This is a genomic window from Kocuria sp. CPCC 205231, from assembly GCF_040980965.1.
Taxonomy (GTDB): domain Bacteria; phylum Actinomycetota; class Actinomycetes; order Actinomycetales; family Micrococcaceae; genus Kocuria; species Kocuria rosea.
The window spans coordinates 76069-101786 of the sequence record NZ_JAVKPP010000015.1 but is presented as its reverse complement, the minus strand read 5'-3'; the positions used below and the strand labels follow the sequence as shown (position 1 = coordinate 101786).

The following is a 25718-nucleotide window of genomic DNA, read 5'->3' as shown; positions in this document are numbered from 1 at the left end:
AACCAATCAACCGAATAAAACATCCGGTATCAACAAACATGGCACACTATTGAGTTCTCAAACAACAGACCAGCAACCAGGCACCACACCCGGAAACCGTGTTGGAATTCTTTTTCGCTCGGTTCTCGCGATCTCTCGCTCTCCCCGCGGCGACCTCCTCAGCTTATCCCGATCTTCTCCGCATTCCCAAATCGCTTTTCCGTCGCTCAGCGGCGTAAAAGTCCTTCGGGAGGAGAATTCCTGGATCTGCCGGATTCGACGCCGTGGGCCGCAACGATTTCTCGCTGCTGCCCGAAACAGCTCCACCAGCGTACCCGACCCGGTCCCGGCCCACAAGCTGTCGGCCACCGCGCAGCGGTGATCGGCTTGATGGTTCGAGGGGGTTCGGTCCGCCGGATTCGGCGTTGCCGTCCGGGGCGATCTCTCGCGTCCCTTGCGGCGACTCGGAATACATTACACACGCCCCGCAGGACCGTCAAAACCCCGGAGGACCGGGGGCCGGAGCGGCGGGGACGGCAGTGCGTAGGCTGATGGCACATCGATGCCACGACCCGAAAGGACAGCAGATGAGCACCTCACCGGAAGAGCTGCCGGAGACCCCCGACACCTACGAGGGCGCCGCCGAGGTCGACCCCGAGCACTGGCGCGAGGATCCGCTGATCGAGGGCGCCGAGGCCGGCGCGCAGGACGAGCGCGTGGACCCCGAGCACCCGGAGGTCCCCTCGGAGCAGGAGCTCCGGGACGAGACGGCGGAGGCCCGCTACGAGGCGGGCGAGGAGCAGGTCCCGCCCGAGGAGCCCCGCATGGGCGAGGCGATCGCGGACCTCGACGTCCCCGAGGACCCCGCGTTCGAGGACGAGATCGACCCGAGCAACGACTCGTTCCACGGCGGCGCCGACCTCTGAGCCCGGCCGGACCGAGCACGACGGCGCCCCGGCCTGCATGGCCGGGGCGCCGTCGTCATGTGGACCCGGACGAGCTCAGGCGAACGCGGAGATGCCGGTGATCCCGCGTCCGATGATCAGGGCCTGCACGGTCTCGGTGCCCTCGTAGGTGTGCAGCGCCTCGATGTCCGCGAAGTGGCGGGCCACGCGGTTCTCGATGAGGATGCCGTTGCCGCCCAGGAGGTCCCGGGCGTTGGCCGCGATCGAGCGGGCCGTGCGCGTGGAGGTGTACTTCGCTAGCGACGCCTGCTCGGCGGTGAGCCGGCCGGCCTCCTCCCGCTCGGTCATCCGTGCCACGAGGAGCTGGATCTGGGTGAGCTCGCTCAGCATCCGGGCCAGCCGCTCCTGCACGATCTGCGATGCGGCCAGCGGGCGGCCGAACTGCACGCGCTGGGCCGCGTACTGCACGGCGGTCTCGTAGCAGGCCTGGGCGTGCCCCACCGCGCCCCACGCCACGCTGATGCGGGTGGCGAACAGGACATCGGCGGTGTTCCTGAAGGACCGTGCCGCCGGCAGCGCGTTCTCCTCGGGCACGAAGACGTTCTCGAACCGGAGGTGCGCCTGGTGGATGGCCCGGAGGGCGAGCTTTCCACGGATGGTCGTGCCGGTGTAGCCCTCGCTCTCCTGCGGGACCACGAAACCCCTGACCTGGCAGTCCTCGTCGGCGCGGGCCCACACCACGGTGATCCCGCCCATCGAGCCGTTGCCGATCCACTTCTTCTCCCCGTTGAGCACCCAGCCGCCGTCCACCGGGGTGGCACGGGTCTCGAGGCTGACGGAGTCGGAGCCGTGGGTGGGCTCCGTGAGGGCGAACGCGCCGAGGAGCTCGCCCGTGGCCATCCGCGGCAGCCAGCGCTGCCGCTGCTCCTCGGAGCCGCACATGGCGATCGAGCGCATCGCGAGCCCGCCCTGGACGCCGGAGACGGTCGCGATGGACCCGTCGCCGCGGGAGAGCTCCATGCTGATCAGGCCCGCGGCGGTCTTGGACATCTGCTCGTAGCCGTCGACGGCCACGCCGTCGCGCAGCAGGTCGAGCTCCCCGAGCCGGCGGACGAGGTCGAGGGAGTACTCCGAGCGGTCCCAGTGCTCGCCGATGACGGGCAGCAGGTCCTCCTGGACGAACCGGCGGGCGCGCATCCAGTGCCCCCGGTCGGTGTCGGAGACCGCGTCGAACGCGCCGGCGGCGTCGGTGTCGAGGGCCTTGTCGAGGACGTAGTCGGGCTCCACGGTGCCGGCGGGGAACAGGGTCGCGCCGGTCTCGGGGGTGGCGGTCATGGCTGGGTCCTTCGTTCTGTGGGCTGGTGGGAGGTCGGGGACAAGGTCAGTCCTGGTGGAAGCGGCGGCCGAGGACGCGCTCGGAGGCGCCCGTGCGGTCGAGGTACGGGGTGATCCCGCCCAGGTGGAAGGGGTAGTTGGCGCCGAGGACCATGCACAGGTCCACGTCCTCGGGCCCGGCGACGACGCCCTCGGCCAGCATCGCGCCGATCTCCTCGGCCAGGGCGTCCTGCACCCGCACGAGCAGCTCCTCCGCCGGGACGGGAGCGTCGGCGGGGTGCTCCGCCCGGGTCCGCTCGAGCAGCCGGGCGGCGTCGGCGGCGAGGTAGCCGTCCGCGCCCGTCCCCGGGGCCTGCTCGGTGGGCAGCACGTGGGTGAGGCCCGCCCCGACCACCGCGTCCATCCATGGGGACCGCGCGAAGCGCTCGGGGTAGGCCCGGTGCATGGTCTCGTCCACGTGGTGCAGCACGGCCGGGCCCACGAAGTCGAGCAGCCGCAGCGGGGTCATGGGCAGGCCCATCGGATCGGGGGCGTGGTCGGCGGCCGCCACGTCCGTGCCCGCATCGATCGCCTGGACGATCACGTCGAACAGCCGGGTCAGCACCCGGTTGACCACGAAGCCGGGGGCGTCCTGGACGCGCACCGCCGTGCGGCGCAGCGCCGCGGCGAGCTCGAAGGCGGTCGCGAGGGCCGCGTCGCCGGTCCGCCGCCCGGCGACGATCTCGAGGAGCGGGGTGACCTCCACGGGGTTGAAGACGTGGAAGCCGACCACCCGTTCGGGGTGCCGGAGGCCCTCCGCCATGGCGGTGACGGACAGGGAGCTCGTGTTGGTCGCGAGGATCGCGTCCGGGCGCACGACCTCCTCCCACTGGGCGAACACCTTCTTCTTCACGTCGAGGTCCTCGAAGACGGCCTCGATCACGAAGTCCGCGTCGGCGAGGTCCTCCGGCCCGCTCGCCCCCGTGACGAGGGCGCCGAGCTGCTCGGCCTGCTCCGCGCTGATCCGGCCCCTGGCCGCCTGCGCGGCGAAGCGCTCCCGGGTCCGGGCCACGCCGGCGGCGAGCCGCTCGTCGTCGAGGTCGGTCATGACCACGGGGATCCGGGCGCCGCTCGCGATGAGGGAGGCGAGCTGGCCGGCCATCAGGCCGGCGCCGATCACGGCGGCCTTGCGCAGGGGCACGGGCTCGGCGGCGGGCACGTCCGCGGCCTGCCGGGAGCGGGCCGAGACGAGCTCGAACGCGTAGAGGGAGGCCTTGGCCACGTCCCCGCGGACCAGCTCGGCGAAGGCGGCCACGGCCTTCGTCCCGTTCTCGGTGCGGGACTCCGTCCGGGCGTCGGCCACGAGGTCGATCGCCACGAGCGGTGCCGGCGCGGCGCCGTGCCAGGTGCGCTCGGCGCGGTCCCGGGCCTGGTCCACGGCGTCCTGCCACTCCTGCTCCCCGGTGCCGCCGGGCGTGCCCGCGCGGCGGCGGGTCTCCCCCGCGTCGAGCGCGTCGAGCGTGCCGGCCACCCACCGCTGCCAGGCGGTGTCCCACTCCCCGGTCCCCGGGGCGGCGTCGAGCACCACGTCCACGAGGCCGAGCTCGAGGGCCTCCGCCGCCTTTGTGTTCCGGCCCCGCAGGGAGTCGAACACGATGACGCGCAGCGCCGCGGCCGGGCCGATCAGGTGCGGGAGCAGGTGCACGCCGCCCCAGCCGGGGAAGAAGCCGAGCCTGCACTCCGGCAGTCCGAGCGGGCCGGTGCGCGGGTGGGCCGCACGGTAGTCCGTGTGCAGGGCGAGCTCGAGCCCGCCGCCCAGGGCCTGACCCGTGAGCAGGGAGAAGGTGGGCACGCTCGCGTCGGCCAGGACGCCGAAGGCCTCGTGGCCGAGCCCCACGTACCGGTCGGAGACGCCGCTGAGCTGGGCGTGGCGGATCTCCTTGAGGTTGGCCCCCGCGCCGAAGGACCGGGCGTTGCCGGTGACCACGATGGCCTCGACCGCCGACTGGTCGATCGAGCCCAGGACGTCCCGGAGCTGCTCCAGGGCCGCGGAGCCCCAGATGATCAGCCCGCCCGGCGGGGTGGAGTCCAGCCGCACCAGGGCGACGGGCGCGGAGCGTCCGGGCAGGACCAGCTGCTCGACGTCCACCGCGACGGTGGAGGGGAAGGACGGGGCGGGCGCGGCGGGTGCCATGGGCGGACTCCTGACGAGTGGTGTGATCGTCACCACTCTGACTGATACCGAGTCTCAGGTCAAGGGATTGAGTCTCAGTGTGGTGGTGCGGCGTGCGGTTCCGGGGCGTTCAGGCCGTATTCTGGCTGGTGATGATCGACGTGCTGCCCCCAGAGACCGAGCGCCTCGCGTTCCGCCGCTTCGACGGCGCGGACCTCGAGCCCATGCACTCCTACCAGAGCCGCGAGGACTACGCGCAGTACGCGTGGCGGGGCCCGCGCACGCGCGAGGAGTGCGAGCGCACCCTGGCCGAGAACAGCGGCCTGCGGCCGTGGGGCCGGGACGGCGACTCCGTCCGCTTCGCCGTCTCCCCCCGGGGCTCGCGGGAGCTCGTGGGCGAGATCGTGCTGACCCTCACGGACGCGGCGGCCGCGCAGGTCGAGATCGGCTGGGTGGTCCACCCCGACCACGCGGGCCGGGGCATCGCCTCCGAGGCGGCCCGCGCCGCGATCGAGTTCGCGTTCGCCGAGCTGGGCGCCCACCGGGTCTGCGCGAGCCTGGACGCCCTCAACGTGAGCTCCGCCAAGGTCTGCGAGCGCATCGGCATGCGCCTGGAGGCGACCCTGCGCGAGAGCCACCGCCAGCTGGGCGAGTGGCGCGACGAGCTGATCTACGCGATCCTCGCCGACGAGGCCTGAGTCATCGGCGCAGGGCGTCCCGCACGGACGCCAGGATCTCCTCCGTGTCCGCGCCGGGGTCCAGGACGGTGACGACGACGGCGGGGCGGGCCCCGGGCGCGGCGGCCGGCCGCGCCGCGCCGTCCTCGTAGCCGGAGACGAGCGTGTGCGCGAGGCGCTCGAGCTGCCCGGCCAGCTCGGCCGAGGGGTCGGTGTCGGGTGCGCGCAGCCAGGCCCGCAGGGCGGCGTTGTGCACCGCCACCGCGGCGGCGGACAGCGCCGTGGCCAGCGTGCTCCGCCCCGGTGAGTCGGGCAGCGCGGAGCGCAGGTAGCGCCGCAGGACCCGCTCGTAGCGGTGGGACGTGATGAGCTCCCGGTCCCGCAGCTGCGGGACCTGCCGGAGCAGGGCGTTGCGGGCCAGCGCCCGCTCGCGGTGGTCGAGGTGGTGGCGGAAGACCAGCAGCACGCCGTCCCGCAGGGCGACGGCCGGATCGGTGCCCGGCTCCTCCCCCGCCCGGGCCAGCTGCTGCTCGAGGCGCTCGAGGTTCGCGGCGTGGTCCGCGAAGACGATGTCCTCCTTGGACCCGTACTTGCGGAAGAACGTGGCCCGGCTGATGCCAGCGGCGAGCGCGAGCCGGTCCACGGTCGTGGCGTCCCAGCCCTGCTCCGCGAGCAGGCGGATCGAGCCGGTGACGACGTCCGGGGCCGCCCGGGGGGTCTCGGTCATGGGTGCCTCCTCGCTGACGATGGTAGACCCGGGCCTCCCGCCGTGTGCGGGTCGAGCCCGTCAGCGGCGGGCCCGGGCGCCGAAGAACACCGCCCCGGCGGCGCACAGCACCCCGAGCACGGCGAAGGAGAGCGCCGAGGAGGTGCCCCCGCTGAGCAGGGAGCCCACGAGGGCGACGGCCCACACGAGCACGAGCAGCCACAGCAGTCCGGCGGTGCGCCTGGGGTTCCGCACCGCGCTCAGCCCGCGAAGGGCAGGACGGGCAGGCCGGGAACGTCGACCCGGACCGCGAACAGGGAGCCCGCGACGGGGTCCTCGTCCGGGGCGAGGTTCTCCCGGGACGTGGTGACGTAGAGGGTGCGCAGGTCCTCCCCGCCCAGGCAGCACGCGGTCGTCTGGCGCGCGCCGACCTCCACGACGGTGTCCAGGGCGCCGTCGGCCGTGTAGCGGTGCACCTGCCCGGCGCCGTGCAGCGCCACCCAGACTGCGCCCTCGGCGTCGACGGTCAGCCCGTCGGGATGGACGTCCCCCTCCTCGAGCTCGGGCACCACGAAGGTGCGGCGCCCGTGCAGACCCCCGTCCGGGGACCAGTCGAGGACGTCGACCTTCCCGGTGGGCGTGTCGTTGTAGTAGGCCAGCGCGCCGTCCGGGGACCAGGCGATGCCGTTGGAGACGGTGACGCCCTCCAGGACCGGCTCCCCGCGCAGGTCCGGGTGCACGCGCCAGAGCGTGGCCGCGCCCTCCGTCTGGTCCCAGGCCATGGAGCCGACGTAGAAGGAGCCGTCCGGGCCGGCCCCGCCCTCGTTCATCCGGACCGCCCCGGGCTCCCAGAGCTGCTCGGCCGGATGGACGGTGCCGTCCGGGTCCTCGAGGGCCACGCCGGCCTCCAGGGCCAGCACCGCTCCCCCGGTCGCGCGCGGGCGCACGCAGGCCACGACGTCCCCGACGTGCTTGCGGAGCACCTCGCCGTCCGCGCCGAGGGACAGCACGTCCCCGGCGAGCATGTCGACCCACCGCAGCCCGCCCCAGGACTCCGACCAGCACGGCCCCTCGCCGTGGTAGGTGACGGAGTCGGTGATCCGCTCGGCGCGCAGCCGCCGTGCCGCCATCTCAGAGTCCCTTCTCGTGCACCGCGGGCAGCGCCGTGGTGGGGATCCGGTCCCGGTCGGGGTTCAGGAGGATCTCCGACATGTACTTCGTCACCGCGCGCTGGTTGCCGAGCTGGACGATGGCGTAGATCGCCGCCTCCTCGTCGATCCAGCGGAGCAGGCTGCCGCCGAACAGGGTGCCGTTGGCGTTGAGGTCCTCCGGCTCGACCCACTTGCGGGTGCGGAAGGTGATGTCCTGGGTGGTCATGCCCCCACGATACCGAGGGCGCCCTCCGCACCGTCGGCTACAGCTCCACGGTCCCGCGGACCACCGGGCTGACCTGGCCGCCGACCCAGACGGTGTCCGCGTCCCGCTCCAGCAGCACGCGCCCGGTGCGCCCGAGCACGGTGCCCTGGGCGGCGACGTAGCGCTCCGGGGCCCACCCGTTGTCCGTCAGCCACCGGGCCAGGCCCGCGTTGAGGCTGCCAGTGACCGGGTCCTCCACGACCCAGTCCCCCACGAACGCCCGCACCTCGACCGCGCACTCGGCGCCCTCGGGGTGGGGGCCCACCACGCCGAGCTTGAGCCCGGCCATGGCGGACCAGTCCGCACGCACGCCCAGCACGGTCCCGGCGTCGGCCACGCGCACCCCGATCCAGCCGGGGCCGTTGTCCAGCCAGGACACGTCGAGCAGCGCGGACGGGTCCAGCCGCAGGGACCGCGCCACCCGGTCCAGCAGCGCGGGCTCCGCCACGGGCTCGTAGCGCGTCAGGGGCGGGGCGGCGAACGAGAGCCTGCCCTCGCGGCGCCGGACGGTCACCAGCCCGACCCCGCACTCCTGGACGACGTCCGCTCCCGCGGGCTCCCCGCCGAGGGCGAGCCAGGCGGACGCCGTCCCGAGCGTGGGGTGACCCGCGAAGGGCAGCTCCCCGCCGGGGGTGAAGATCTGCACCCGGTAGTCGGCGCCGGGGACCGTGGGCTCGAGCAGGAACGTGGTCTCGGAGAGGTTGGTCCAGCGGGCGAAGCGCGCCATCGTGTCCTCGTCGAGGGCGTCGGCCCCGTGCACGACGGCGAGCGGGTTGCCGCCCAGCGGCGCCGGCGAGAAGACGTCCACCCAGCTGATCGCGTGGCTCGTCATGGTCTCAGAGCACCGGCCCGCGCGTGTTCCTCCGGGCGGGCCGGGCCCGTCCCTTTCGCCGGGCGTCCCGGCCGGCGGGCCCGGCGGCGGTCCCGCCACGGGCCGCCGCCCGGTCCTCCCGCAGCCTCCGGACCACCAGGCCGACCAGGACGGAGCCCACGGTGCTCAGCACCAGGGGCAGCACCGCGCTGCGCTGCTCGCTGTTGTCGTACATGGCCGGGCCTCCTGCCGGAAGGCGACGCGGGGCGTCGTCGGGTTCGGTGCCAGGAATCCTACGCACCCTCCGGTGCCTCCGGCCACACCCCGGAGCTGCCCCGGCGGTGGCTGCCGAGCAGGTGGGTGTCGACGATCCCGACCGCCTCCATGAGCGCGTGCATCGTGGTCGGCCCCACGAAGCGGAAGCCGTGCGCCCGCAGGGCCCGGGACAGGGCCTCGGACTCCGGCGAGCGGGTCGGGACCTCCTCCGCCGTGCGCGGACGCGGGGTCCGCGCCGGGCGGAACGACCACACGAGCTCGGTCAGCCCGCCCTCGGCGCGCAGGGCCACGGTGGCGCGGGCGTTGCCGACGGCGGCCTCGATCTTGCCCCGGTGGCGCACGATCCCGGCGTCGCCCAGCAGGCGGTCGACGTCGGCCGGGCCGAAGCCGGCGACCGCGTCCGGGTCGAAGTCCGCGAAGGCCGCCCGGAAGGCGGGCCGCTTGCGCAGGATCGTGGCCCAGGACAGCCCGGACTGGAAGCCCTCGAGGCAGATCCGCTCGTAGAGCCCCCGCTCGTCCCGCACGGGGAAGCCCCACTCGGTGTCGTAGTACTCGCGCAGGAGCGGGTCCGTGGCGGCCCAGACGGGGCGGGCGAGCCCGTCCTCGCCGAGGACGAGTCCGGTCGCGGGATCGGGCAGGGAGCTCATGCCGAGCATCGAACCACACCGAGAGGCTCCGACACACCCGGAGCGAGTACCCCCAGGGGTATAGGATGGCGGTCATGCACCCGACGAACCCCGCCGTGGAGCGGCGCGCCCTGCAGCGGAGGGTCGTCCGCGTCCTCGCCCTCGGCCAGATCCTCGGTGGGCTGGGCGTCGGCGCCACCCTGGCCCTCGGCGCCCTCCTCGTCACCGAGGTCTCCGGCTCCTCCGCCTGGTCCGGCATGGCCGCGACCATGAACACCCTCGGCGCGGCCCTGCTCGCCGTCCCCCTCGCGCGGCTCGCCCAGGCCCGCGGCCGGCGGATCTCGCTCAGCACCGGGGCGTTCACCGCCATGGCGGGCGCGTCGATCACGATCGGCGCCGCCGTCCTCTCGAGCTTCCCCGTCCTGCTGCTGGGCCTGGCCCTGCTCGGCGCCGGCTCGGCGCTCAACCTCCAGTCCCGGTTCGCGGCGACCGACCTGGCCGCGGACGACACCCGCGCCCGGGACCTCTCCCTGGTGGTCTGGTCCACGACGATCGGCGCGGTGCTCGGCCCCAACCTCTTCGAGCCGGGCGAGCTGCTCGGGCGGGCCCTGGGCCTGCCGGCGCTGACGGGCGGATTCGTCATCGCCCTCGTGGCGCAGGCCTTCGGGGCCCTGGTCTACCTCACGGCGCTGCGGCCGGACCCCCTGCTGCTGGCCGTGGCCGACGGCGAGGCCGCGGGCAGGGGCAAGCCCTCCCCCGCGGGCGGGCTGGCGGTGCTGCGGGCCTCGTCGCCGGCCCGCCGGGCCGTGCTCACCGTGGCGCTGAGCCACGCCGTCATGGTGGCGCTCATGTCCATGACGCCCGTGCACCTGACCCTCCACGGGGCATCGCTGAGCGTCGTGGGCCTGACCATCAGCCTGCACGTGGCCGGGATGTACGCCCTCGCCCCCGTGTTCGGCTGGCTCGCGGACCGGGCCGGGCGCCGCCCCACCGTCCTGCTCGGCCAGGCCCTGTTCGTGGCGTCCCTCGTGCTGTCCTGGTTCGGCTCGACGTCCCCCGTGCTGGTGACGGTCAGCCTGGTCCTGCTCGGGCTCGGCTGGTCCGCCTCCACGGTCGCGGGCTCCACGCTCGTGGCCGAGGCCGTCCCGCCGGCCGAGCGGCCGAAGCTGCAGGGCGTCTCGGACCTGTTCATGAACCTCGCCGGGGCGACCGGCGGGGCGCTCGCCGGACCGGTGCTGGCGCTGATCGGCTTCGACGGGCTCAGCGCGGCCCTGCTCGTCCTCGTGGCGGTCGTGGTGGTCTCACACGGCGGCCGGACCCAGCGGGATGCGGGCGCCGACGCGCCAGCCGCCGTCCGCCGGTCCCGCCGCTAGCTCCCCGCCGAGCAGCTGGACGCGCTCGCGCAGCCCGAGCAGCCCGTACCCCGAGGCCGGGAGGCCGGGCCCGGAGCCCGGCCCCGCGGCGTTGTGCACCTCGACCACGACGTCGGCCTCGTCGACCTGCACGGCCAGCACGCAGCTCGTCCGGGCGGGCGCGTGCTTCATGATGTTCGTCGCCCCCTCCTGGAGGACCCGCTGGACCGTGGGCCGCACCCCTTCCGGGATCCGCGCGAGGTCGCCCCGCACCCGGGTGTCGGTGCGGAACCCGACCTCCCGCAGCGCGGCCGCGACCTCCTCAAGGCCCCGGCCCGTGTCGACGGCCGCGGCGGCGCTGGAGTCCTGCGCGAGCCCGGCGCCCGGCTCCACGCGCATGATCCCCAGCAGCCGGCGCAGGTCCTTGAGTGCCGCGCGGGAGGAGTCGCCCACCACGTCCAGGGCCTCCTTCATGGTCTCCGGGTCCCGGGAGTAGGCCCCCGAGCGCGCCTGCATGGCGATGAGCGTGAGGTCGTGGGCGACGATGTCGTGCAGCTCCCGGGCCAGCTCGAGGCGCTGCTGCTCGAGGGCGTGGGCCGTGCGCTCCTGGCCCGCGGCGATCTCGACGCGGTCCAGCTCCTGCTGCGCACTCAGGGCCCGCAGGACGAGACCGGGCAGGAGGAGGACCAGGGTCAGCGGCACGTAGCTCCAGAGGAACTGCGGGCCCACGACCGAGACGTTGACGGCCCACGAGGTCTGCCACACGAGGAAGGCCCCGACGGCCGCGGCGAGTCCGGGCAGGGCCGCCCCGTAGGCGGTGAAGGCCAGGACCAGCGGGATCACGACCATGTAGCTGCCCGGGTTGGTCTGGGGGTGGAGCAGGACCAGCAGCGCGGCGAGCGGCAGCCACGTCCAGCTGGAGCGCAGCGCCAGGACGGCGACCGTGGCGGCTTCGAGGACCACGAGCAGCAGCTCGTAGTCCCGGTCCCCGAACCCCAGGCCCGGGCCGGTCAGCACGAGCCGGACGGCGTCCAGGGCGCTCACCGTGATGAACAGCAGCAGGGCCACCCGCACCCACCGGTGCAGGGGGCGGGCCCGGGCGATCCCCTGCGGCAGGAGCGTGCCCAGGCCGGGCCGGCGGTCCTGCTGCGCTGCGCGGCGTGCCATGCGGTCCTTCCGGTGCGGTGGCCCGGTGCTCCGGTCCACCTCGGAGGATAGCCGCGGGCGCCGGGCCCGTCCGGGAGCGCGCCGGATCAGCACCAGCGCAGGAAGAGGAACGAGCACCCGCGGCTCGTGTGCCCGTCCGGGCTGTCGGTGCCGGGGTCGACCTTCAGGACCGGCGCCAGGGCGACCGGCGATTCCTGGGCCGCGGCGGTGGGAACACCACCGGCGGTCAGCAGCAGTGCGGCGAGCAGCGAGGCGGCGGAGAGCGTGTTCACGGGGGTCCTTCCGGCAGGGCGCCGCACCCGATCGGTGTGCGGTCGCGAACCATGGTCGCCGAGGGGTGGGGTCCGCGGGGTCATCCGGGAGGATGGCCGGGGGTCATCCCTTGGGCGGACCCGTGCGCCGGGCGGCCCCGTCCTGCCGACGCCGTGGCCCCTCTCCGCTACGGTGAGAGCCATGAACGAGCACGCGCCGGCGGCGAGCCCCGTCAAGGTCCTGATCGTCGACGACCAGCAGCTCATGCTCCGCGCCCTGCGCGTGTTCATCGACGCCGAGGAGGACCTCGTGGTCGTGGGCGAGGCCCGCAACGGCCGGGCGGCGGTGGAGCAGTGCCGCGCCCTGCGTCCGGACGTGGTGGTCATGGACCTGCAGATGCCGGTCCTGGACGGCATCGAGGCCACCCGTGCGATCACGCACGAGCACCCGGAGGTGAAGGTGCTGGCCGTGACCACGTTCCACTCGGAGGACTGGGTGATCCCAGCGCTCCGGGCCGGGGCGAGCGGCTACGTGGTCAAGGACTCCGAGCCCCACGAGATCGTGGGCGCCGTGCGCAGCGTGCTGGCCGGGGAGGCCGCGATCTCCCGGCGGGTGGCCGCCACCCTCGTCCGCAGCGTCGTCGCGGACCCGGAGCCGGCGGCGCCGCGCCCGGAGGACGTCGCCGCGGTGGAGGGGCTCTCGGCGCGGGAGCGCGAGGTCGTGGCCCTGCTCTGCGAGGGCCTCAGCAACCGCGAGATCGCCGCCGCGCTCTTCGTGTCCGAGCCGACCGTCAAGTCCCACCTCAGCCACATCCTCACGAAGATGGAGGTGCGGGACCGGGTGCAGGTGGTGATCAAGGCCTACCGCACCGGGCTGGTGACGATCCCCTCGTCCTGAGCCGCCCGCGGGTCCGCGCCGCCGGGAAGGGTCAGCACCGCGTCCGGCGCCAGCTGCGCCGGCGGGCGGTGGGACACCACCAGGACCGCGCGCCGCGCCGCCCACTCCGTGAGCTCCTCGCAGAGCACCGTCGTGGACGCGCCGTCCAGTCCGTTGAACGGCTCGTCCAGGACGACGACGTCGAAGTCGCCGCTGGTGCACACGATCGTCCACAGCTTGCGCCGGTTGCCCGTGGACAGGTGCTCGGCGGCCTCGTCCAGCCACGGACCGAGCCCGTGGCGCTCCGCCCGGCGCAGCCCCTCCTGCGGGTCGGCGCCGCACCAGCCGCTCGCGAACACCACGTGGTCCCGTGCGGTCATCGTGGGGTAGAGCGCCGGTTCGGTGCGGCAGATCCGGCGCACCCGGGAGGCCTCCGGCGAGCGTGCGTCCACGCCGGCGAGCGTGACCGTGCCCGCGGTCTGCGGCAGGTGCCCGCTGAGGACCTCGACGAGCGTCGACTTGCCGGAGCCGTTGGGGCCCTGCAGCAGCGTCAGCCCGGGGGCGTCGATCCGCAGCGTGAGCCCCCGGTGGACGGGGCGCCCGGCGTCGAAGCCGGCGCTCACCGCCTCGACGTGGATCAGCGGCGGGTGAGGGAGCGGTGCAGGCATGCGAGGGCACCTCCGGCGAGGGTCAGGGCGAGCAGGGGGACGATCCAGGGGTCGGTGGCGGGGAAGGTCAGCGGGACGGCCACGGGCGCGGCGGCGAGGACGACGGTGAGGACCCCCGTGAGCGGGCTGTCCGCGCCCGTCCCCTCGACCGTGCGCGGCGGGGGCAGCAGGTGCTCCGCGACGGTCGCGGCCCACACCGCGCCCAGCACCACGGCCGCGGGCGCCGCGGACAGGGTCCCCGTCAGTACCCGGGCCGCGACGACGAGCAGCAGGCCCGGCAGCAGCAGCGGCAGGGTGAGCGCGGTGAGGTGCCCCAGCGCCACGGAGGAGCGGGACGCCCCGGACTCCACGGCGGTGCGCAGGTGGCGGCCGTAGCGGAAGGCACCGATGTCCGAGCTCACGAGCTCCGCGAGAGCGAGACCCGTCATGAGGGCGGCGAAGCCCAGGGTGGGCCGCAGCGCCGCCTCCCACGCCACGTCCGGCACGGCGGGCAGCGGCGGCATCCGGAGACCGGCGGAGGTCGCCCCGAGCAGCGCCGCGGTCGCGGCGGCGACCGCGGCGGTGATCCGCTGCTGGGCCCGCAGGCGCCACCCGTGCGCCCGCTGGACGCCCAGCACCCGGGCGAACTGCAGGACCGCGGGACCGCTCAGGCGCGGCCGGCGCACCGGGGGCGCGGCGCGCCGGGCCGGGAAGGACACCGCCGCGAGGGCGCGGCGGCCGGCGACGGCACCGGCCGCGCCGACGGCCGCGACCGCCGTGAGACCGGCGAGGAGGACGGGCTCCGGCAGCCCCGGCGCGGGACCGGGTGCCGCACCGGCCGCCGGGACGAGGGCGCCGGGGACGAGGGGGGCCAGCAGCAGCAGCGCCCCGTGCGCCCCGGCCCCGGCCAGGACGGACGCCGCCGCGAGCACCGCGGGGAAGTGCCGGCGCCCGTTCTCGGGGCGGGCGGCGGAGCGCAGCGCCCCGGCGGCCGTCAGCGCGCCGAAGGCCACGGGCGTCCCCAGCAGCAGTGCCGTCCCCGCGGCCCCGGGCCCGTGCCCGGCCAGGACGGACCCGGCGAGCACCCCCAGGCCCGCGGCGCCCCACACGGCGCTCGCCACGGCCACGCGCGGGAGGGCGTGGACGACGAACACGTCCGCGGCCCGGACGTCGAGGCCCACGAAGAAGTCCCGCTGCGGGTGGTCGCTGACGCAGCTGCGGAACCGGCCGAGGGTCTCGCCCGCGAGGGCGCCGAGCCCGGCGTAGGCGCAGAGCAGCACGAAGAGCCCGACCACGTCCGCGCCCGGCGCCAGCACCGCGGCCGCGCGCGCCGCGAGGATCCCGGCCGCGAGCGCCAGAAGCACGGCTCCGGCGGCGGCCCCGACCACGATGCGGCGGGCCGTGTCCACCGGCACGGACGTGCCCAGCGCCTGCAGCAGGTCCGCGATCCGCAGGTCCGCCAGGAGCCGGAGACGGCGGCGGGCCGGCGGGGCGGGCGGCCGCCGCCGCACCGACCCGCTCGTGGGGCTCGCGGTCGCGCTGGTCGTCACGAGAGCCTGCTGCGCGTCCCGGACCGCTCCCGGCGCAGCCCGAGCGCGTTGAACAGGAGCACGACCGTGCCCGCGAGGGCGACGACCACGCCCATGGTGCACAGCCAGCCCACGGGGAACCCGCTCAGCTGCTCGTCGAGGAAGGTCGCGTGGGCCGTCATGGCCAGGAACAGCAGCACGGCCGGTGCCACGGAGCGCGGGCGGGACAGCGGGGTCGCGGCGGCCACGAGCGGCAGGAGCACCCCGGCGACCGCCAGCCCGCCCACGAGGAGGGACCACAGCCCGACCGGGACGGTGCTGGTGCCCCGGCCCTCGAGGAGGATCGCGGTCAGGGCTGCGGCGCTCAGGACGGCCACGGTGACGAGGACCAGTCGGACGTGGTTCTGGGTGAGGGTCGGCACGGTGGGCACTCCTGGTGGTCGAGGATCTGATGAGTGGTGGGGGGGCGGGGCCGGCGGCGGGAACGGTGGCCGGGTCACACCATGGCGACGAGCGCGGCGGTCGCGACGGCGACGACGACCACGAGCACCTGGCGGCCGGCGCCGCAGGACCTCCACCGGCCGCGGTAGAGCAGCGCCGCGGCGAGGGCGAGGACCAGCACCGCGGCGGCCTCCACGGGTCCCTCCGCCATCCGCCCGGTGGCCAGGGCCAAGCCCTGGGACAGCACCGTGAGGCCGCCGACCACCAGCGTGTAGAGCCCGATCCGCTGCCCGCCGCCGAGCGGCAGGCCCTGCGGGAGGAGTCTGCTCTCGAGGAGCCCGGCGAACCAGAGGTACAGGGCGAGGACCACGGCGAAGACCAGGACGCCGACGAGCACGGCGACGTTGACCGAGAGCCCGATCAGGGACGGGTCGACCCCCTCCAGCTCGCCGGTCACGGCCGCCGCGGCCTGGTCCTGCATCTGGTCGGTGGTCGCCGGCAGCCGCAGCAGCAGCAGCCCGAGCCCCACCGCCCAGAGGACGGTCCGGACGGGCCGGGTGGTCGCCGGCAGCGGACGGGTGGCAGGGGTCCCGGCGCCGGGGTGGGCGGAGACGTGGAGGCTGGACATCGGGGGCCTTCCGATAGCGGGGGAACGGCGGCGCTCACCGCCGGGCGATGAGCGCCGCCTCGATGCCCGCGGCGGCGAGCAGGAGGGCGACGGCGAGGGCGAGGACGCCGAGGGAGGCCGGCAGCGCCGTGAGGTAGCCGCGCACCAGGCCGTGCCGGCGGGCGGTGAGGGCGGCGGTGAGGGGGAGCAGGCCCGCGGCCGCGGCCACGAGGCAGCCGAGGAACTCGAGCCCCGCGTACCACCCGGCCGCACCGACGAGCGCGGCGGCGCCGACGTTGAGCACGCCGATCTTCGCCGTGGCCCCCACGTAGACCGACAGCAGCGCCAGGGACGTGCCGGTCAGCAGGCCGCCGGTGAGTACGCCGCTGTAGAGCAGGGCGGCGGCGCCGAGGTTGCGGACCACGATGGCGCCGAAGGACCCGTCGTGGTCCTGACCGGCGCCGGCCGTGTCCTGCAGGGTCGCGGGGACGCGGGAGATGCTCTCGTAGCCCACCAGGAACCCCGCCACGAAGAGCGCCGTGGCGGCCGCCGCCGCCCACCCGAGGGTGCGGCGCGCGGCCCGGGCGTCGCGGGGAGCAGTGCGGAGGTCCGTGGGCACGGTCTTCATGGCGGGGTCCCGGCAGGGTCGGCGGAGCGGGCGGCGGCTCAGGCGATGGCCAGGTTGCGGGCCTTCTTGGACAGGTACCAGCGGATGGTGCCGACGACCGCGCCGCCGATGCCGAAGCCGAACATCGCGGCCACGAGGGTCAGCGCCCAGCCGCCTGCCTCGACCGCGGCCACGATCTGGCTCGCGGACGCGGCGGAGATGCCGAGGGAGCCGGCGACCCAGGCGATGCCGACACCGCCGAGGACGAGGCCGAGGACGGCGACGGAGGCGGCGGCCGAGACGGGCAGGACCGTGCGGACGGAGGGGGTGCGGGGGGTGGTCATGAAGAGCTCCTGTGTTCCCGAGGTTTCTGTGGGGGGTGCATCATCCGGCGGGTTCCCCGGGTGATGGCTCAGAATCTACGAGAGCCGGGAAGCCTCGGCCATCGGCCGAAGGAATGGTTCCGGACCGTCCGGAGGATGCCGCCGGCCGGTCCGGAAGGACGTCACTGCAGCACCGGCAGCTGGAGCGGGTAGCGGTACACCTCGCCCTTGTTGGCCTTGAGCACGGCCAGGACGTGGCACACCACGAGCAGGACCGCGGCGAGGATCCACAGCACGATCGCCACGGGGATCAGGATCACGGTGAACAGGCACACCCACGCCACCACGTTGAGCAGCCACATGGACAGGTTGAAGTTGAACGACCCGGCGGAGGTGGCGCGCAGGAACGCGTTCTTGTCGCGGTGGACGAGCCAGACGACGAGGGGACCCACGAATCCGAGCCACCCGACGGAGACCAGCGCGCCGATCAGTCCGGACAGGTGGGTGAGGACCGCGATGGTGCGGTCGTCCCCCTGCGCCCGGTACTGCGGACGGGGTGCTGACGGTGGAAGGTAGGACATGGGGTTCTCCTGGTGGGCAGTGGCGGAACCGGTCGCGGCACCGGGTGCAGCGGACGCCGGACCGGCGCGGTGCAGCCAGCGTATCGGGGCGGGGCCCGCGCCCGGTATGGGGGAAGACCGCACTCGACGGCGGCGGATCCCCGCCGTCACGCACGGCACCGACGACGGCGCCGCGCCGCGCGCTGGTCTACGATTCTCGGCAGACCGTTCCCGGCCCGCCCCCGCGGGTCTCTTCCCGAGGGAGGCCCGTGGCTCCGCAGCTGCGCCCCAACAAGTACGCCTACCGGGCCATCGTGCTCGCCGGCCTCGCCGCGGTGAAGCTCTTCCGCGTGCCCCTGCTGGCCTCGGGCGAGGAGCACCTGCCCACCGACCAGGTGGTGCGCGGCCTGCACCGGGAGGTCCGCCCGGGCCGGGGCGCCGTCGTCGCGGTGACCCACTTCGGCTACCTCGACTTCGTCTTCGCGCAGCTGGTGGTCTGGCGCCGGCTGCGGGCCCACTCCCGCTTCCTCATCACCCGCAAGCACACCGGCAGCGCCTTCGTCACGGCGGTGTGCCGGCTGTGCGACCACGTCGTCGTCGACCGCGCCGACGGCGCCCCGGCCTACGCCGAGGCCGTGGCGAAGCTGGCGCGCGGCGAGTTCCTCGCGGTGTTCCCGGAGGGCGGGGTCAGCCGCAGCTGGACCGTGCGCCCGCTGCGCACCGGCGCCGTGCGCATGGCCGCCGAGACCGGCGCCCCCGTCATCCCGGTGTCCGTGTGGGGCGGCCACCGGATGCTCACCCGCGGGCGCGGCCGGATCCGGCTGCGCGACGTGTGGCGCACACCGGTGCGCGTGCACGTCGGCCCGGTGCTGCGGGTGGACCCCGACGAGGACGTCCGCGCCGCGAGCGCCCGGCTGCGCGCGGTGCTGCAGGAGGGGATCGACCGGTGCATCGACAGCTACCCCGTGACCCCGGAGCCGGGTGCGTGGTGGATGCCGGCGCACCGGGGTGGGAGCGCGATCACGGTCCAGGAGCAGATCGACGCCGACGCCCGGGAGCGGGAGGCCTACAAGCGCACCGGCTGAGCCCGGCCGGGGCACCGTCTCAGCGGAAGCCGGCGCGCAGCACCAGCTCGAGCTGGAACCGGCTCCTGGGGTCGTTGAGGCGGTCCCCGAAGACCTCCCGGAGCTGGTTCACCCGGTAGCCCACCGTCTGCTCGTGGATGTTCAGCTCGGCGGCCATCGCCGCGCGCTGCCCGTGGTGCTCGAGCCAGCACAGCAGGGTCGCGACCAGCCGCTCCCGTTGCCCGGCCTTGAGCTCGTCCAGCGGGGCCAGGCACTGCGCGGCGAGGTCCGCGACCACGCTGCGCTCGCTGTGCAGGACGAGCTCCATGAGGTGCTCCGAGACCCACAGCGGCCCGGCGTCGGCCGGCTCCTCCCGCTGCAGCAGGTCCCGGGTCAGCACGGCCAGGCGCAGGGACTCGGGGGCGGCGTACCAGGGCCGGCCCGGGCCGATCACCGCGCCCCGCCCGGTGAGCGCGCGCTCCAGCTCCCGGCGGCCGGTCGGCGAGGAGGGCTCGGGGACCACCGCCACCACGTCGCCGGGGCGGGACGTGAGCAGCGCCCGCTCCCCGAGGCGCGAGCGCAGCCCCACCCGCCGGTCGGCGGCCAGCGTCACCACGACCACCCGGTCGGGCACCGGCCACCCCGCGGCGGCGGCGGCCGTGCGCACCGCGTCCTCCACCACGTGGCCGCGGACGAGCATGTCCGCGAGCGCGTCCAGCAGACGGTCCCGCTCCCCGGCACGCTCGGACTGCTCCATGGCATAGCCCTCGGCGCTGGCCGCGGAGAGCTCCTCGATGTAGGCGAACACGGACTCCGCGAGGCCGATCAGCACGGACGCCTCGAACCCCGCGTCCATGGCCACGCGGGAGAGCGAGCGCAGCGTGGTGCGCGCCCCGGAGCGGTAGGCCGCGAAGAGGGCGTCCATCGGCCGGCCCTCGCGCACCTCGCCGCGGCCGAGCCCCTCGTAGACCCGCCGGTCGTCGCCCATCAGCGCGGGCTGCTGGGTGCCGGGCAGCTGCAGGAACCGGGTCAGGGCCACCTCGACCCCGCGCCGGATGCTGTCGCCGAACAGGCCCTCCAGCGGTCGGGCGTAGACCGGGACGTCGAGCCGCACGGCGTCCAGCAGCTCCTCCGTCACCGCGGGCAGGTGCGGGACCAGGAGGGGGGTCAGCGCCGGCGGGAGGGAGGTCCACGGCAGCTCCCGGTCCGCCCGCCCCGCCGGTCCCGCGTGCTCCGTCGTGTGGTCCACCCGCTCCACGATCCCCCGCTTTCATGTCGACACCACAATTTCTCTGCTGAAAGAGTACGCGACGGGACGAGAACTGCCGTCGGATTTGGGGCACAGTTATTACGTGCCCCAACTGCGACTGTTCACCCGCCTGGCCTCGGCCTTCACCACGCCCCGCTCCCCCGAGGACTTCCTGCGGCTCATCGACCCCCTGGCCAGCGCCCGCCAGCTGCGCGGCCTGGTGACCGCCGTGGTGCCCGAGACCGCGGACTCGGTGACGATCCGCTTCCGCCCCGGCCGCGGCTGGAACGCGCACGAGGCCGGCCAGTGGGCCCGCATCGGCGTGGAGATCGACGGCGTGCGGCACTGGCGCTCCTACTCCCTCAGCACGGGCGCCGGCCAGGACCCGGCGATCACGGTGACGGCGATGGGCAAGGTCTCCACCGCCCTCGTCCGGGGGACCCGGCCCGGTGACGTGCTGTTCCTCGCCCCGCCCGAGGGCGACTTCGTCCTCCCCGAGAGCCCGCGCCCGCTGCTGATGCTCACCGCCGGCAGCGGCCTGACGCCGGTCATGTCCATGATCCGCACCCTCGTGCCCCGCCGCCCGGACGCCGACCTGGTGCTCGTGCACTCCTCGCGCTCCCCGGAGGAGTCCCTGTTCCGCGAGGAGCTGCTGGAGCTCACCGACCAGTTCCCCGGCTTCCGCCTGGTCCAGTGGTTCACCGGCGAGCGCGGCCGCCGCCTCGACCTCGCGGCCACCGCCGACCTCGACGCCGCGTGCCCCGACTGGCGCGACCGCGCCGCCTACGCGTGCGGCCCCGCCGACTTCCTCGACGCCGCCGAGGCGCTCTGGCAGCGGGAGGAGGGCGAGCTGCGGGTCGAGCGCTTCGCCGCCGTGGTCGCCCCCGGCTCCGGCGGGGAGGGCGGGCGCGTGACCTTCGAGAAGTCCGACAAGGAGGTCGAGGCCGACAGCGCCACGACGCTCCTGGCCGCCGGCGAGGACGCCGGCCTGATGATGCGCAGCGGCTGCCGCATGGGCATCTGCCACGCGTGCGTGACCCCGCTGCTCTCCGGGCAGGTCCGTGACACCCGCACCGGCGAGGTCCACGGCGAGCCCGGCCACCTCGTCCAGACCTGCGTGTCCACGGCCGCCGGTCCCGTCAGCCTCGACGCCTGACCCCGAAGCTTCCACACTCGTTCCCCGACCCCGTTCCGAAAGGACCGACACCATGACGATCGTCACCCCCTTCCTGCTCGACTCGGGCCGCCCCACCGAGTCGGCCAAGCCCTCCGCCGCCGCCCACCTCTCCGACGAGCAGGTCGAGGAGCTGGGCCGCGAGCTCGACGCCCTCCGCGAGTCCGTGATCGCCACCCGCGGGGCGAAGGACGCGGCCTACATCCGCCGCGTCATCGCCACGCAGCGCTCCCTCGAGCTGGCCGGGCGCGCCACGCTGCTGTTCGCCAAGCACAAGCCCGCCTGGTTCGCCGGCACCGGCATGCTGACCGTCGCCAAGATCCTGGAGAACATGGAGATCGGGCACAACGTGCTGCACGGGCAGTGGGACTGGATGCGCGATCCCGACATCCACTCCACCACCTGGGAGTGGGACTTCGTGACCCCGTCCCGGGCGTGGCAGCACACCCACAACGACCTGCACCACACCTGGACCAACGTGGTCGGCAAGGACCGGGACGTCGGGTACACCATCCTGCGCATGGACGAGGACCAGGAGTGGAAGCCCTGGAACCTCGGCAACCCGGTGTACAACGCGCTGCTCGCCCCGGTCTTCGAGTGGGGGATCGCGATCTACGACCTCGAGCTCGACGAGTACCGCGAGGGCCGCAAGCCGAAGTCGGAGCTCCGGCGCAGCCTGAAGGCCCTCGGGGCGAAGTTCCTGAAGCAGGCCGCGAAGGACTACGTGGCCACCCCCGCCGCCGCGGCCCTGGCCGGCTCCGGGAAGCAGGCCCTGACCGCGACCCTGACCGCCAACGCCGTCCGCAATGTCTGGGCGCACGCCGTGATCTTCTGCGGCCACTTCCCCGCCGGGGCGGACACGTTCACCGAGGAGCAGATCGAGGGCGAGACCCGCGGCGACTGGTACGTGCGGCAGATGATCGGCTCGGCCAACATCTCCGGGTCGAGGCTGATGCACCTCATGACCGGCAACCTGTCCTTCCAGATCGAGCACCACCTGTTCCCGGACCTGCCCTCGAACCGCTACGCCGAGGTCGCCGTCAAGGTGCGCGAGATCTGCGAGCGCTACGAGCTGCCCTACACCACCGGGCCCCTGCCGAAGCAGGTCGCCTCCGCGTGGGCGAAGGTGTTCCGCCTGGCCCTGCCCTGATCCGTCCCCGCACGACGACGGGCCGAACGGCCGCGATGCTCCGGCACGCGGCCGTTCCGCGTGCCGGGACCGGGCCGGGCTCCTGTCGGGCGGCGTTGGTAGGCTCGCGGGACCCGCACGAAAGGCAGGCCATGAGCTCTCCCCAGCGCGTCCTCATCACCGGTGCCACCGGTTACATCGGAGGGCGCCTGGCGCCCAGGATGCTGGAGGCCGGGCACACCGTGCGCGTCGCCGTCCGGTCCCCCGGCAAGCTGCGCGCCGTGCCGTGGCGGGACCGGGTGGAGGTCGCCGAGACGGACCTCAACGACCTCGACGGGATGACCGCCGCGTGCCAGGACGTGCACACCCTCTACTACCTGGTGCACTCCATGGGCGGTTCCCGGGAGTTCGAGGAGGAGGAGGCCGAGATGGCCCGGACCGTGGCCCGGGCCGCGGAGCGGGCCGGGGTGCGGCGCATCGTCTACCTCTCGGGGCTGCACCCCCAGGGCGTGGAGCTGTCCCAGCACATGCGCTCCCGGGTCCGGGTGGGCGAGATCCTGCTCGCGAGCTCGGTCCCGGCGGTGGTCTTCCAGGCCGGCGTGGTCATCGGCTCCGGCTCGGCGTCCTTCGAGATGATCCGCCACCTCGGCGACACCCTCCCGATCATGCCGGCGCCGTCCTGGGTGACCAACAGCATCGAGCCCATCGCCGTCCGTGACGTGCTGTACTACCTGATCCACGCCATGGACCTGCCGGAGGGCCTCAACCGCACCTTCGACATCGGCTCCCGCGACGTCATGACCTACGCGGACGCCATGCGCCGCTACGCCCGGGTGGCCGGGCTGCGCCGGCGGGTGGTCTTCCACTTCCCCCTCCCCGCGCCCCGGCTGTCCGGGTTCTGGGTGGGCATGGTCACCCCGATCCCCCTGGGCCTGGCCGTGCCGCTCGTGCAGTCGCTGCAGCACGACGCCGTGTCGGGCGAGCACGACATCGACGACCACATCCCGCCGCCCCCCGAGGGGCTGGCCGGCTACCGCCGCGCCGTGGCGCTCGCGCTGAAGAAGATCGAGGACAACTCCGTGGAGACCACGTGGGACGTCCACTACAGCTCCTCCGAGGCGGCCGCGGACCCGCTGCCCTCGGACCCGGACTGGGCGGGGCGCACCGTGTTCGTGGACGAGCGCAGCCGCACGGGACCGGCGCGGCCCGAGCAGGTGTGGCGGGTCGTCGAGTCCATCGGCGGGCGCAACGGCTGGTACTCGCTGCCCCTGGCGTGGCAGGTGCGCGGCGTCATGGACAAGCTCGTGGGCGGGGCCGGCCTGAACCGCGGCCGCCGCGACGCCACGGACCTGCAGGTGGGCGAGTACGTGGACTGGTGGCGCGTCGAGGCCATGGAGGAGGGGCACAAGCTGCTCCTGCACGCCGAGATGCGCGCCCCCGGCCGGGCGTGGCTCGAGCTGTCCGTGGAGCCCGAGGGCGAGGGCAGCCGGTACAGGCAGCGGGCCATCTTCTTCCCCCGGGGCCTGCCGGGCCGGCTCTACTGGTGGGGCGTGTGGCCCTTCCACGGCTTCATCTTCCCGTCCATGGCCCGCAACATCCTCGCCACCGCCGCCGCGCTGGACGACCCCGCCCCCGGCGCCCCGGGACAGTCGGACCAGGCAGACCAGGCCGACGGGGCCGCGGCGCGGATCAGTCCTGCCGGGGAGACACCGGCCCGCGGCTGAGCCCCTCGGGGCCCGCCACGGGCCGGGGACCGGGGCGGCCCCACTCGCTCCAGGAGCCGTCGTAGACCGCGACGTCCTCGCGGCCGGCGAGGTGGGCGCCGAGCGCCAGGACGCACGCCGTGAGGCCCGAGCCGCAGCTGGTGACGATCCGCCGCCCCTCGGGCGCGGCCGCCGCGATCCGCTCCCGCAGCTGCGGCAGCGGCAGCAGCCGCCCCTGTCCGTCCTGCAGGTCGGTGTAGGGCAGGCTGACCGCCCCCGGCATGTGCCCGGGGCGCAGACCCGGCCGCGGCTCGGGCTCGGTGCCCGCGAACCGGCCGGCGGAGCGGGCGTCCAGGACGGTGGCGCCCGGGTCGGCCAGGGCGCGGGCGACGTCCTCCGCCCCGACGAAGCCGCCCGGACGGGGCACGAGCTCCACGTCGCCGGGCTCGGCCGGCGGCGCGGCGTGCGCCCCCGTGGGCCGGCCCTCCGCGGCCCACGCCGGGAGACCGCCGTCGAGGACGGCGACCCGGTCGAAGCCCGCGGTCCGGAGCAGCCACCAGACGCGGGCGGACGCGAAGACGCCCTTGGCGTCGTAGGCCACCACCGTGCTCGTGCGCGAGATGCCGAGCGCCCGGGCCGCCGCGCTCAGCTGCTCCGCCGGGGGCGCCGTGTGCGGCAGGTCCGAGGACGGGTCCGAGAAGGGCCCGTCCAGGTCCAGGAGCACCGCCCCGGGGAGGGCCTCCTCGGTCCGGTTGAGCGTGGAGCTCGCGTCCACGAGCACCAGCCGGGGGTCCTGGAGGTGCTCGGCCAGCCAGTGGGTGCTCACCACGGGCCCGGGGAGCTCGAGCGATGCGCTGATGTCGTCGTTCCGGGTGCCGGTGCTCATGCGTCCAAGGCTAGTTCCGCCGGGGCAGTACCGTCCCGGCAGCCGCACGGAGCGGGGCCGCGGGCGGGGCCCCGGTAGCCTGGGCAGGTGGCCGAATCGCTCCGACAACGTGTCCTCGGCGGCGTCCGCGGCCTGGCGCCCGGTTACTTCGCCCTCGTCATGGCCAGCGGCATCCTCTCGGTGGGCCTGCAGATGCAGGGCTTCGCCGCGCTGTCCACGGCCCTGCTCGCGGTGTGCGCGGGCAGCTGGGCGGCGCTGTGCCTGCTCACCGTCTGGCGGTTCGCCGTCTTCCGGCGAGAGTTCGTCGTGGAGTTCCTCGACCCTCGCCGCGCGTTCGGCTTCTTCACCTTCGTGGCCGGCACGAACGTGCTGGCGTCCCGGCTCGCGACGACGGGCTGGCACGGGGCCACGGCCGCGCTCCTAGGACTCGCCGGGGCGGTGTGGCTGGGCCTCGGCTACGTGGTCCCGTGGAGCGCGGTGCTCTCCCGGCGCACCCGCCCCGTGGTCAGCACCGCCAACGGGACCTGGTTCATCTGGGTGGTGGCCAGCCAGTCCGTGGCCGTGGCCGCCGCGGCCCTGGACCCGGTGGTGGGCAGCGACGCCTGGCGGCACGTGCTCTCCGTCGTCGCGGTCGCCTGCTGGTCCGTGGGGCTGTTCCTCTACGCCGCGGCGGGCGTGCTCGTGACGCTGCGCATGATGCTCTATCCGCTGCGGCCGGTCGACCTGACCCCGCCGTACTGGGTGGCGATGGGCGCGTGCGCCATCACCGTGCTGGCGGCCTCCCGGATCGTGGAGATGTCCGACACCCCGATGGTCGCTGTGGTCCGCGGGCTCGTGGCGGGTCTGGGCCTGGTCTTCTGGGCGTTCGCCACCTGGTTGATCCCGGCCCTGGTGGCGGCCGGGTGGTGGCGCCACCGCCTGCACCGGGTGCCGCTGCGCTACGAGTCCTCGCTGTGGAGTGTGGTCTTCCCGCTGGGGATGTACGCCGTGGCCAGCATCTATCTGGGCCGCGCGGACGACCTGCCGATCGTGGGTCTGGTCGGGGCCGTCTGGCTGTGGGTGGCCCTGAGCGCCTGGGCGATGGTGTTCACTGCCATGCTCGTGCACCTGGTCCGCCGGCTGCTCCTCGGCCGGGAGGATCCGGCTCCGGCCTGGCCGGAGCCGGACGCGGCCGTCAGGCCGGACCCAGGGGGCGGACCGGGCGCCGCCCGCTGACCCGGCGGAACCGGCGCCGCCGGCGCCGCCGGCGGCGCCGGCGGCGCAGCCGAC

At 74.8% G+C, this 25718-nt stretch carries 29 protein-coding genes and 1 pseudogene; 10 read left to right on the top strand and 20 right to left on the bottom strand.

What is annotated here, in order from left to right; all coding sequences use genetic code 11:
- A partial coding sequence (locus RF640_RS15340) for a hypothetical protein (RefSeq protein WP_368828348.1) occupies positions 1-361 on the top strand: 361 nt, incomplete at its 5' end.
- A gap of 205 nt (positions 362-566) precedes the next feature.
- Positions 567-905 (top strand): hypothetical protein, encoded by a 339-nt coding sequence (locus RF640_RS15335; protein ID WP_109221281.1) that lies wholly within the window; start codon positions 567-569, stop codon positions 903-905.
- Positions 906-980: 75 nt separating this feature from the next.
- Here the strand turns inward: RF640_RS15335 and RF640_RS15330 are convergent, their stop codons facing one another.
- A complete protein-coding gene (locus RF640_RS15330) occupies positions 981-2219 on the bottom strand; it encodes an acyl-CoA dehydrogenase family protein (protein WP_109221282.1) in 1239 nt (412 codons plus the stop codon).
- A 46-nt stretch (positions 2220-2265) separates the two neighbouring features.
- Positions 2266-4392, bottom strand: a complete 2127-nt coding sequence (locus tag RF640_RS15325; RefSeq protein WP_109221283.1) for a 3-hydroxyacyl-CoA dehydrogenase NAD-binding domain-containing protein — start codon at positions 4390-4392, stop codon at positions 2266-2268.
- Positions 4393-4523: 131 nt separating this feature from the next.
- On the opposite strand from RF640_RS15325, the gene RF640_RS15320 reads away from it, so the two are divergent.
- Positions 4524-5069 (top strand): GNAT family N-acetyltransferase, encoded by a 546-nt coding sequence (locus RF640_RS15320; protein ID WP_095651855.1) that lies wholly within the window; start codon positions 4524-4526, stop codon positions 5067-5069.
- A gap of 1 nt (position 5070) precedes the next feature.
- Here the strand turns inward: RF640_RS15320 and RF640_RS15315 are convergent, their stop codons facing one another.
- The 7 genes and pseudogenes from RF640_RS15315 to RF640_RS15285 all read right to left on the bottom strand — a co-directional run bounded on the left by RF640_RS15315 (position 5071) and on the right by RF640_RS15285 (position 8913).
- The gene (locus RF640_RS15315) at positions 5071-5775 is read right to left on the bottom strand and encodes a TetR/AcrR family transcriptional regulator (protein ID WP_017834867.1); all 705 of its coding nucleotides are present in this window, start codon (positions 5773-5775) and stop codon (positions 5071-5073) included.
- 60 nt (positions 5776-5835) lie between these two features.
- Positions 5836-6009, bottom strand: coding sequence for a hypothetical protein (locus tag RF640_RS15310; protein WP_017834866.1), 174 nt, complete (start codon positions 6007-6009; stop codon positions 5836-5838).
- Between the two features lie 5 nt (positions 6010-6014).
- A complete protein-coding gene (locus tag RF640_RS15305) occupies positions 6015-6884 on the bottom strand; it encodes an SMP-30/gluconolactonase/LRE family protein (RefSeq protein WP_109221285.1) in 870 nt (289 codons plus the stop codon).
- A 70-nt stretch (positions 6885-6954) separates the two neighbouring features.
- Positions 6955-7131: pseudogene (locus RF640_RS15300) on the bottom strand (acyl-CoA thioesterase); the annotation flags it as partial.
- A 37-nt stretch (positions 7132-7168) separates the two neighbouring features.
- On the bottom strand, positions 7169-8002 hold the full coding sequence (locus RF640_RS15295; RefSeq protein WP_109221286.1) for a PhzF family phenazine biosynthesis protein: 834 nt from the start codon (positions 8000-8002) through the stop codon (positions 7169-7171).
- Positions 8003-8006: 4 nt separating this feature from the next.
- A complete protein-coding gene (locus RF640_RS15290; protein WP_017834862.1) occupies positions 8007-8216 on the bottom strand; it encodes a hypothetical protein in 210 nt (69 codons plus the stop codon).
- A 58-nt stretch (positions 8217-8274) separates the two neighbouring features.
- Positions 8275-8913: a DNA-3-methyladenine glycosylase I gene (locus RF640_RS15285; RefSeq protein ID WP_109221287.1), complete on the bottom strand. Its 639-nt coding sequence runs from the start codon at positions 8911-8913 to the stop codon at positions 8275-8277.
- A 56-nt stretch (positions 8914-8969) separates the two neighbouring features.
- Between RF640_RS15285 and RF640_RS15280 the strand changes: the two genes are divergently transcribed.
- Positions 8970-10256 carry an MFS transporter gene (locus RF640_RS15280; protein WP_109221288.1) on the top strand — a complete coding sequence of 429 codons (1287 nt, stop codon included), beginning with the start codon at positions 8970-8972 and terminating at the stop codon, positions 10254-10256.
- Here the strand turns inward: RF640_RS15280 and RF640_RS15275 are convergent.
- Both RF640_RS15275 and RF640_RS15270 read right to left on the bottom strand, forming a co-directional pair.
- Entirely contained in the window at positions 10185-11402 is a 1218-nt protein-coding gene (locus tag RF640_RS15275; RefSeq protein WP_109221289.1) for a sensor histidine kinase, read from the bottom strand. The two genes, RF640_RS15280 and RF640_RS15275, sit on opposite strands and share 72 nt — an antisense overlap.
- Before the next feature lie 86 nt (positions 11403-11488).
- On the bottom strand, positions 11489-11674 hold the full coding sequence (locus RF640_RS15270) for a hypothetical protein (protein WP_035923179.1): 186 nt from the start codon (positions 11672-11674) through the stop codon (positions 11489-11491).
- 181 nt (positions 11675-11855) lie between these two features.
- On the opposite strand from RF640_RS15270, the gene RF640_RS15265 reads away from it, so the two are divergent.
- Positions 11856-12551, top strand: coding sequence for a response regulator transcription factor (locus RF640_RS15265; RefSeq protein WP_035923181.1), 696 nt, complete (start codon positions 11856-11858; stop codon positions 12549-12551).
- On the opposite strand, the gene RF640_RS15260 is transcribed toward RF640_RS15265, so the two are convergent.
- The 7 genes from RF640_RS15260 to RF640_RS15230 all read right to left on the bottom strand — a co-directional run bounded on the left by RF640_RS15260 (position 12515) and on the right by RF640_RS15230 (position 17265).
- Positions 12515-13198, bottom strand: a complete 684-nt coding sequence (locus RF640_RS15260) for an ATP-binding cassette domain-containing protein (protein WP_052132645.1) — start codon at positions 13196-13198, stop codon at positions 12515-12517. The two genes, RF640_RS15265 and RF640_RS15260, sit on opposite strands and share 37 nt — an antisense overlap.
- Complete coding sequence (locus RF640_RS15255) at positions 13168-14727, bottom strand: hypothetical protein (protein WP_146202059.1); 1560 nt, start codon at positions 14725-14727, stop codon at positions 13168-13170. Before RF640_RS15255 ends, RF640_RS15260 begins: the two co-directional genes overlap by 31 nt.
- Positions 14724-15128: a hypothetical protein gene (locus RF640_RS15250; protein ID WP_035923187.1), complete on the bottom strand. Its 405-nt coding sequence runs from the start codon at positions 15126-15128 to the stop codon at positions 14724-14726. Before RF640_RS15250 ends, RF640_RS15255 begins: the two co-directional genes overlap by 4 nt.
- A gap of 74 nt (positions 15129-15202) precedes the next feature.
- Positions 15203-15775, bottom strand: coding sequence for a hypothetical protein (locus RF640_RS15245; protein WP_109221291.1), 573 nt, complete (start codon positions 15773-15775; stop codon positions 15203-15205).
- 34 nt (positions 15776-15809) lie between these two features.
- Entirely contained in the window at positions 15810-16382 is a 573-nt protein-coding gene (locus tag RF640_RS15240) for a hypothetical protein (protein WP_017834853.1), read from the bottom strand.
- 38 nt (positions 16383-16420) lie between these two features.
- Positions 16421-16705: a hypothetical protein gene (locus RF640_RS15235; RefSeq protein ID WP_017834852.1), complete on the bottom strand. Its 285-nt coding sequence runs from the start codon at positions 16703-16705 to the stop codon at positions 16421-16423.
- A gap of 161 nt (positions 16706-16866) precedes the next feature.
- Positions 16867-17265 carry a DUF4870 domain-containing protein gene (locus RF640_RS15230; RefSeq protein ID WP_017834851.1) on the bottom strand — a complete coding sequence of 133 codons (399 nt, stop codon included), beginning with the start codon at positions 17263-17265 and terminating at the stop codon, positions 16867-16869.
- A 248-nt stretch (positions 17266-17513) separates the two neighbouring features.
- On the opposite strand from RF640_RS15230, the gene RF640_RS15225 reads away from it, so the two are divergent.
- Entirely contained in the window at positions 17514-18329 is an 816-nt protein-coding gene (locus tag RF640_RS15225) for a 1-acyl-sn-glycerol-3-phosphate acyltransferase (RefSeq protein ID WP_035923195.1), read from the top strand.
- A 19-nt stretch (positions 18330-18348) separates the two neighbouring features.
- On the opposite strand, the gene RF640_RS15220 is transcribed toward RF640_RS15225, so the two are convergent.
- Positions 18349-19557: a CdaR family transcriptional regulator gene (locus RF640_RS15220; protein WP_309221576.1), complete on the bottom strand. Its 1209-nt coding sequence runs from the start codon at positions 19555-19557 to the stop codon at positions 18349-18351.
- Positions 19558-19660: 103 nt separating this feature from the next.
- Here RF640_RS15220 and RF640_RS15215 point away from each other — a divergent pair, with 103 nt between their 5' ends.
- From RF640_RS15215 to RF640_RS15205, 3 genes are all read left to right on the top strand, one after another.
- Positions 19661-20713 (top strand): ferredoxin reductase, encoded by a 1053-nt coding sequence (locus RF640_RS15215; protein ID WP_035923198.1) that lies wholly within the window; start codon positions 19661-19663, stop codon positions 20711-20713.
- 52 nt (positions 20714-20765) lie between these two features.
- A complete protein-coding gene (locus RF640_RS15210) occupies positions 20766-21881 on the top strand; it encodes an acyl-CoA desaturase (RefSeq protein WP_017834847.1) in 1116 nt (371 codons plus the stop codon).
- A gap of 131 nt (positions 21882-22012) precedes the next feature.
- Positions 22013-23584 (top strand): SDR family oxidoreductase, encoded by a 1572-nt coding sequence (locus tag RF640_RS15205; protein ID WP_109221293.1) that lies wholly within the window; start codon positions 22013-22015, stop codon positions 23582-23584.
- On the opposite strand, the gene RF640_RS15200 is transcribed toward RF640_RS15205, so the two are convergent.
- Entirely contained in the window at positions 23550-24449 is a 900-nt protein-coding gene (locus tag RF640_RS15200; protein ID WP_368828346.1) for a sulfurtransferase, read from the bottom strand. The two genes, RF640_RS15205 and RF640_RS15200, sit on opposite strands and share 35 nt — an antisense overlap.
- 87 nt (positions 24450-24536) lie before the next feature.
- On the opposite strand from RF640_RS15200, the gene RF640_RS15195 reads away from it, so the two are divergent.
- On the top strand, positions 24537-25664 hold the full coding sequence (locus tag RF640_RS15195; protein WP_237740476.1) for a tellurite resistance/C4-dicarboxylate transporter family protein: 1128 nt from the start codon (positions 24537-24539) through the stop codon (positions 25662-25664).
- Positions 25665-25718: the final 54 nt, after the last annotated feature.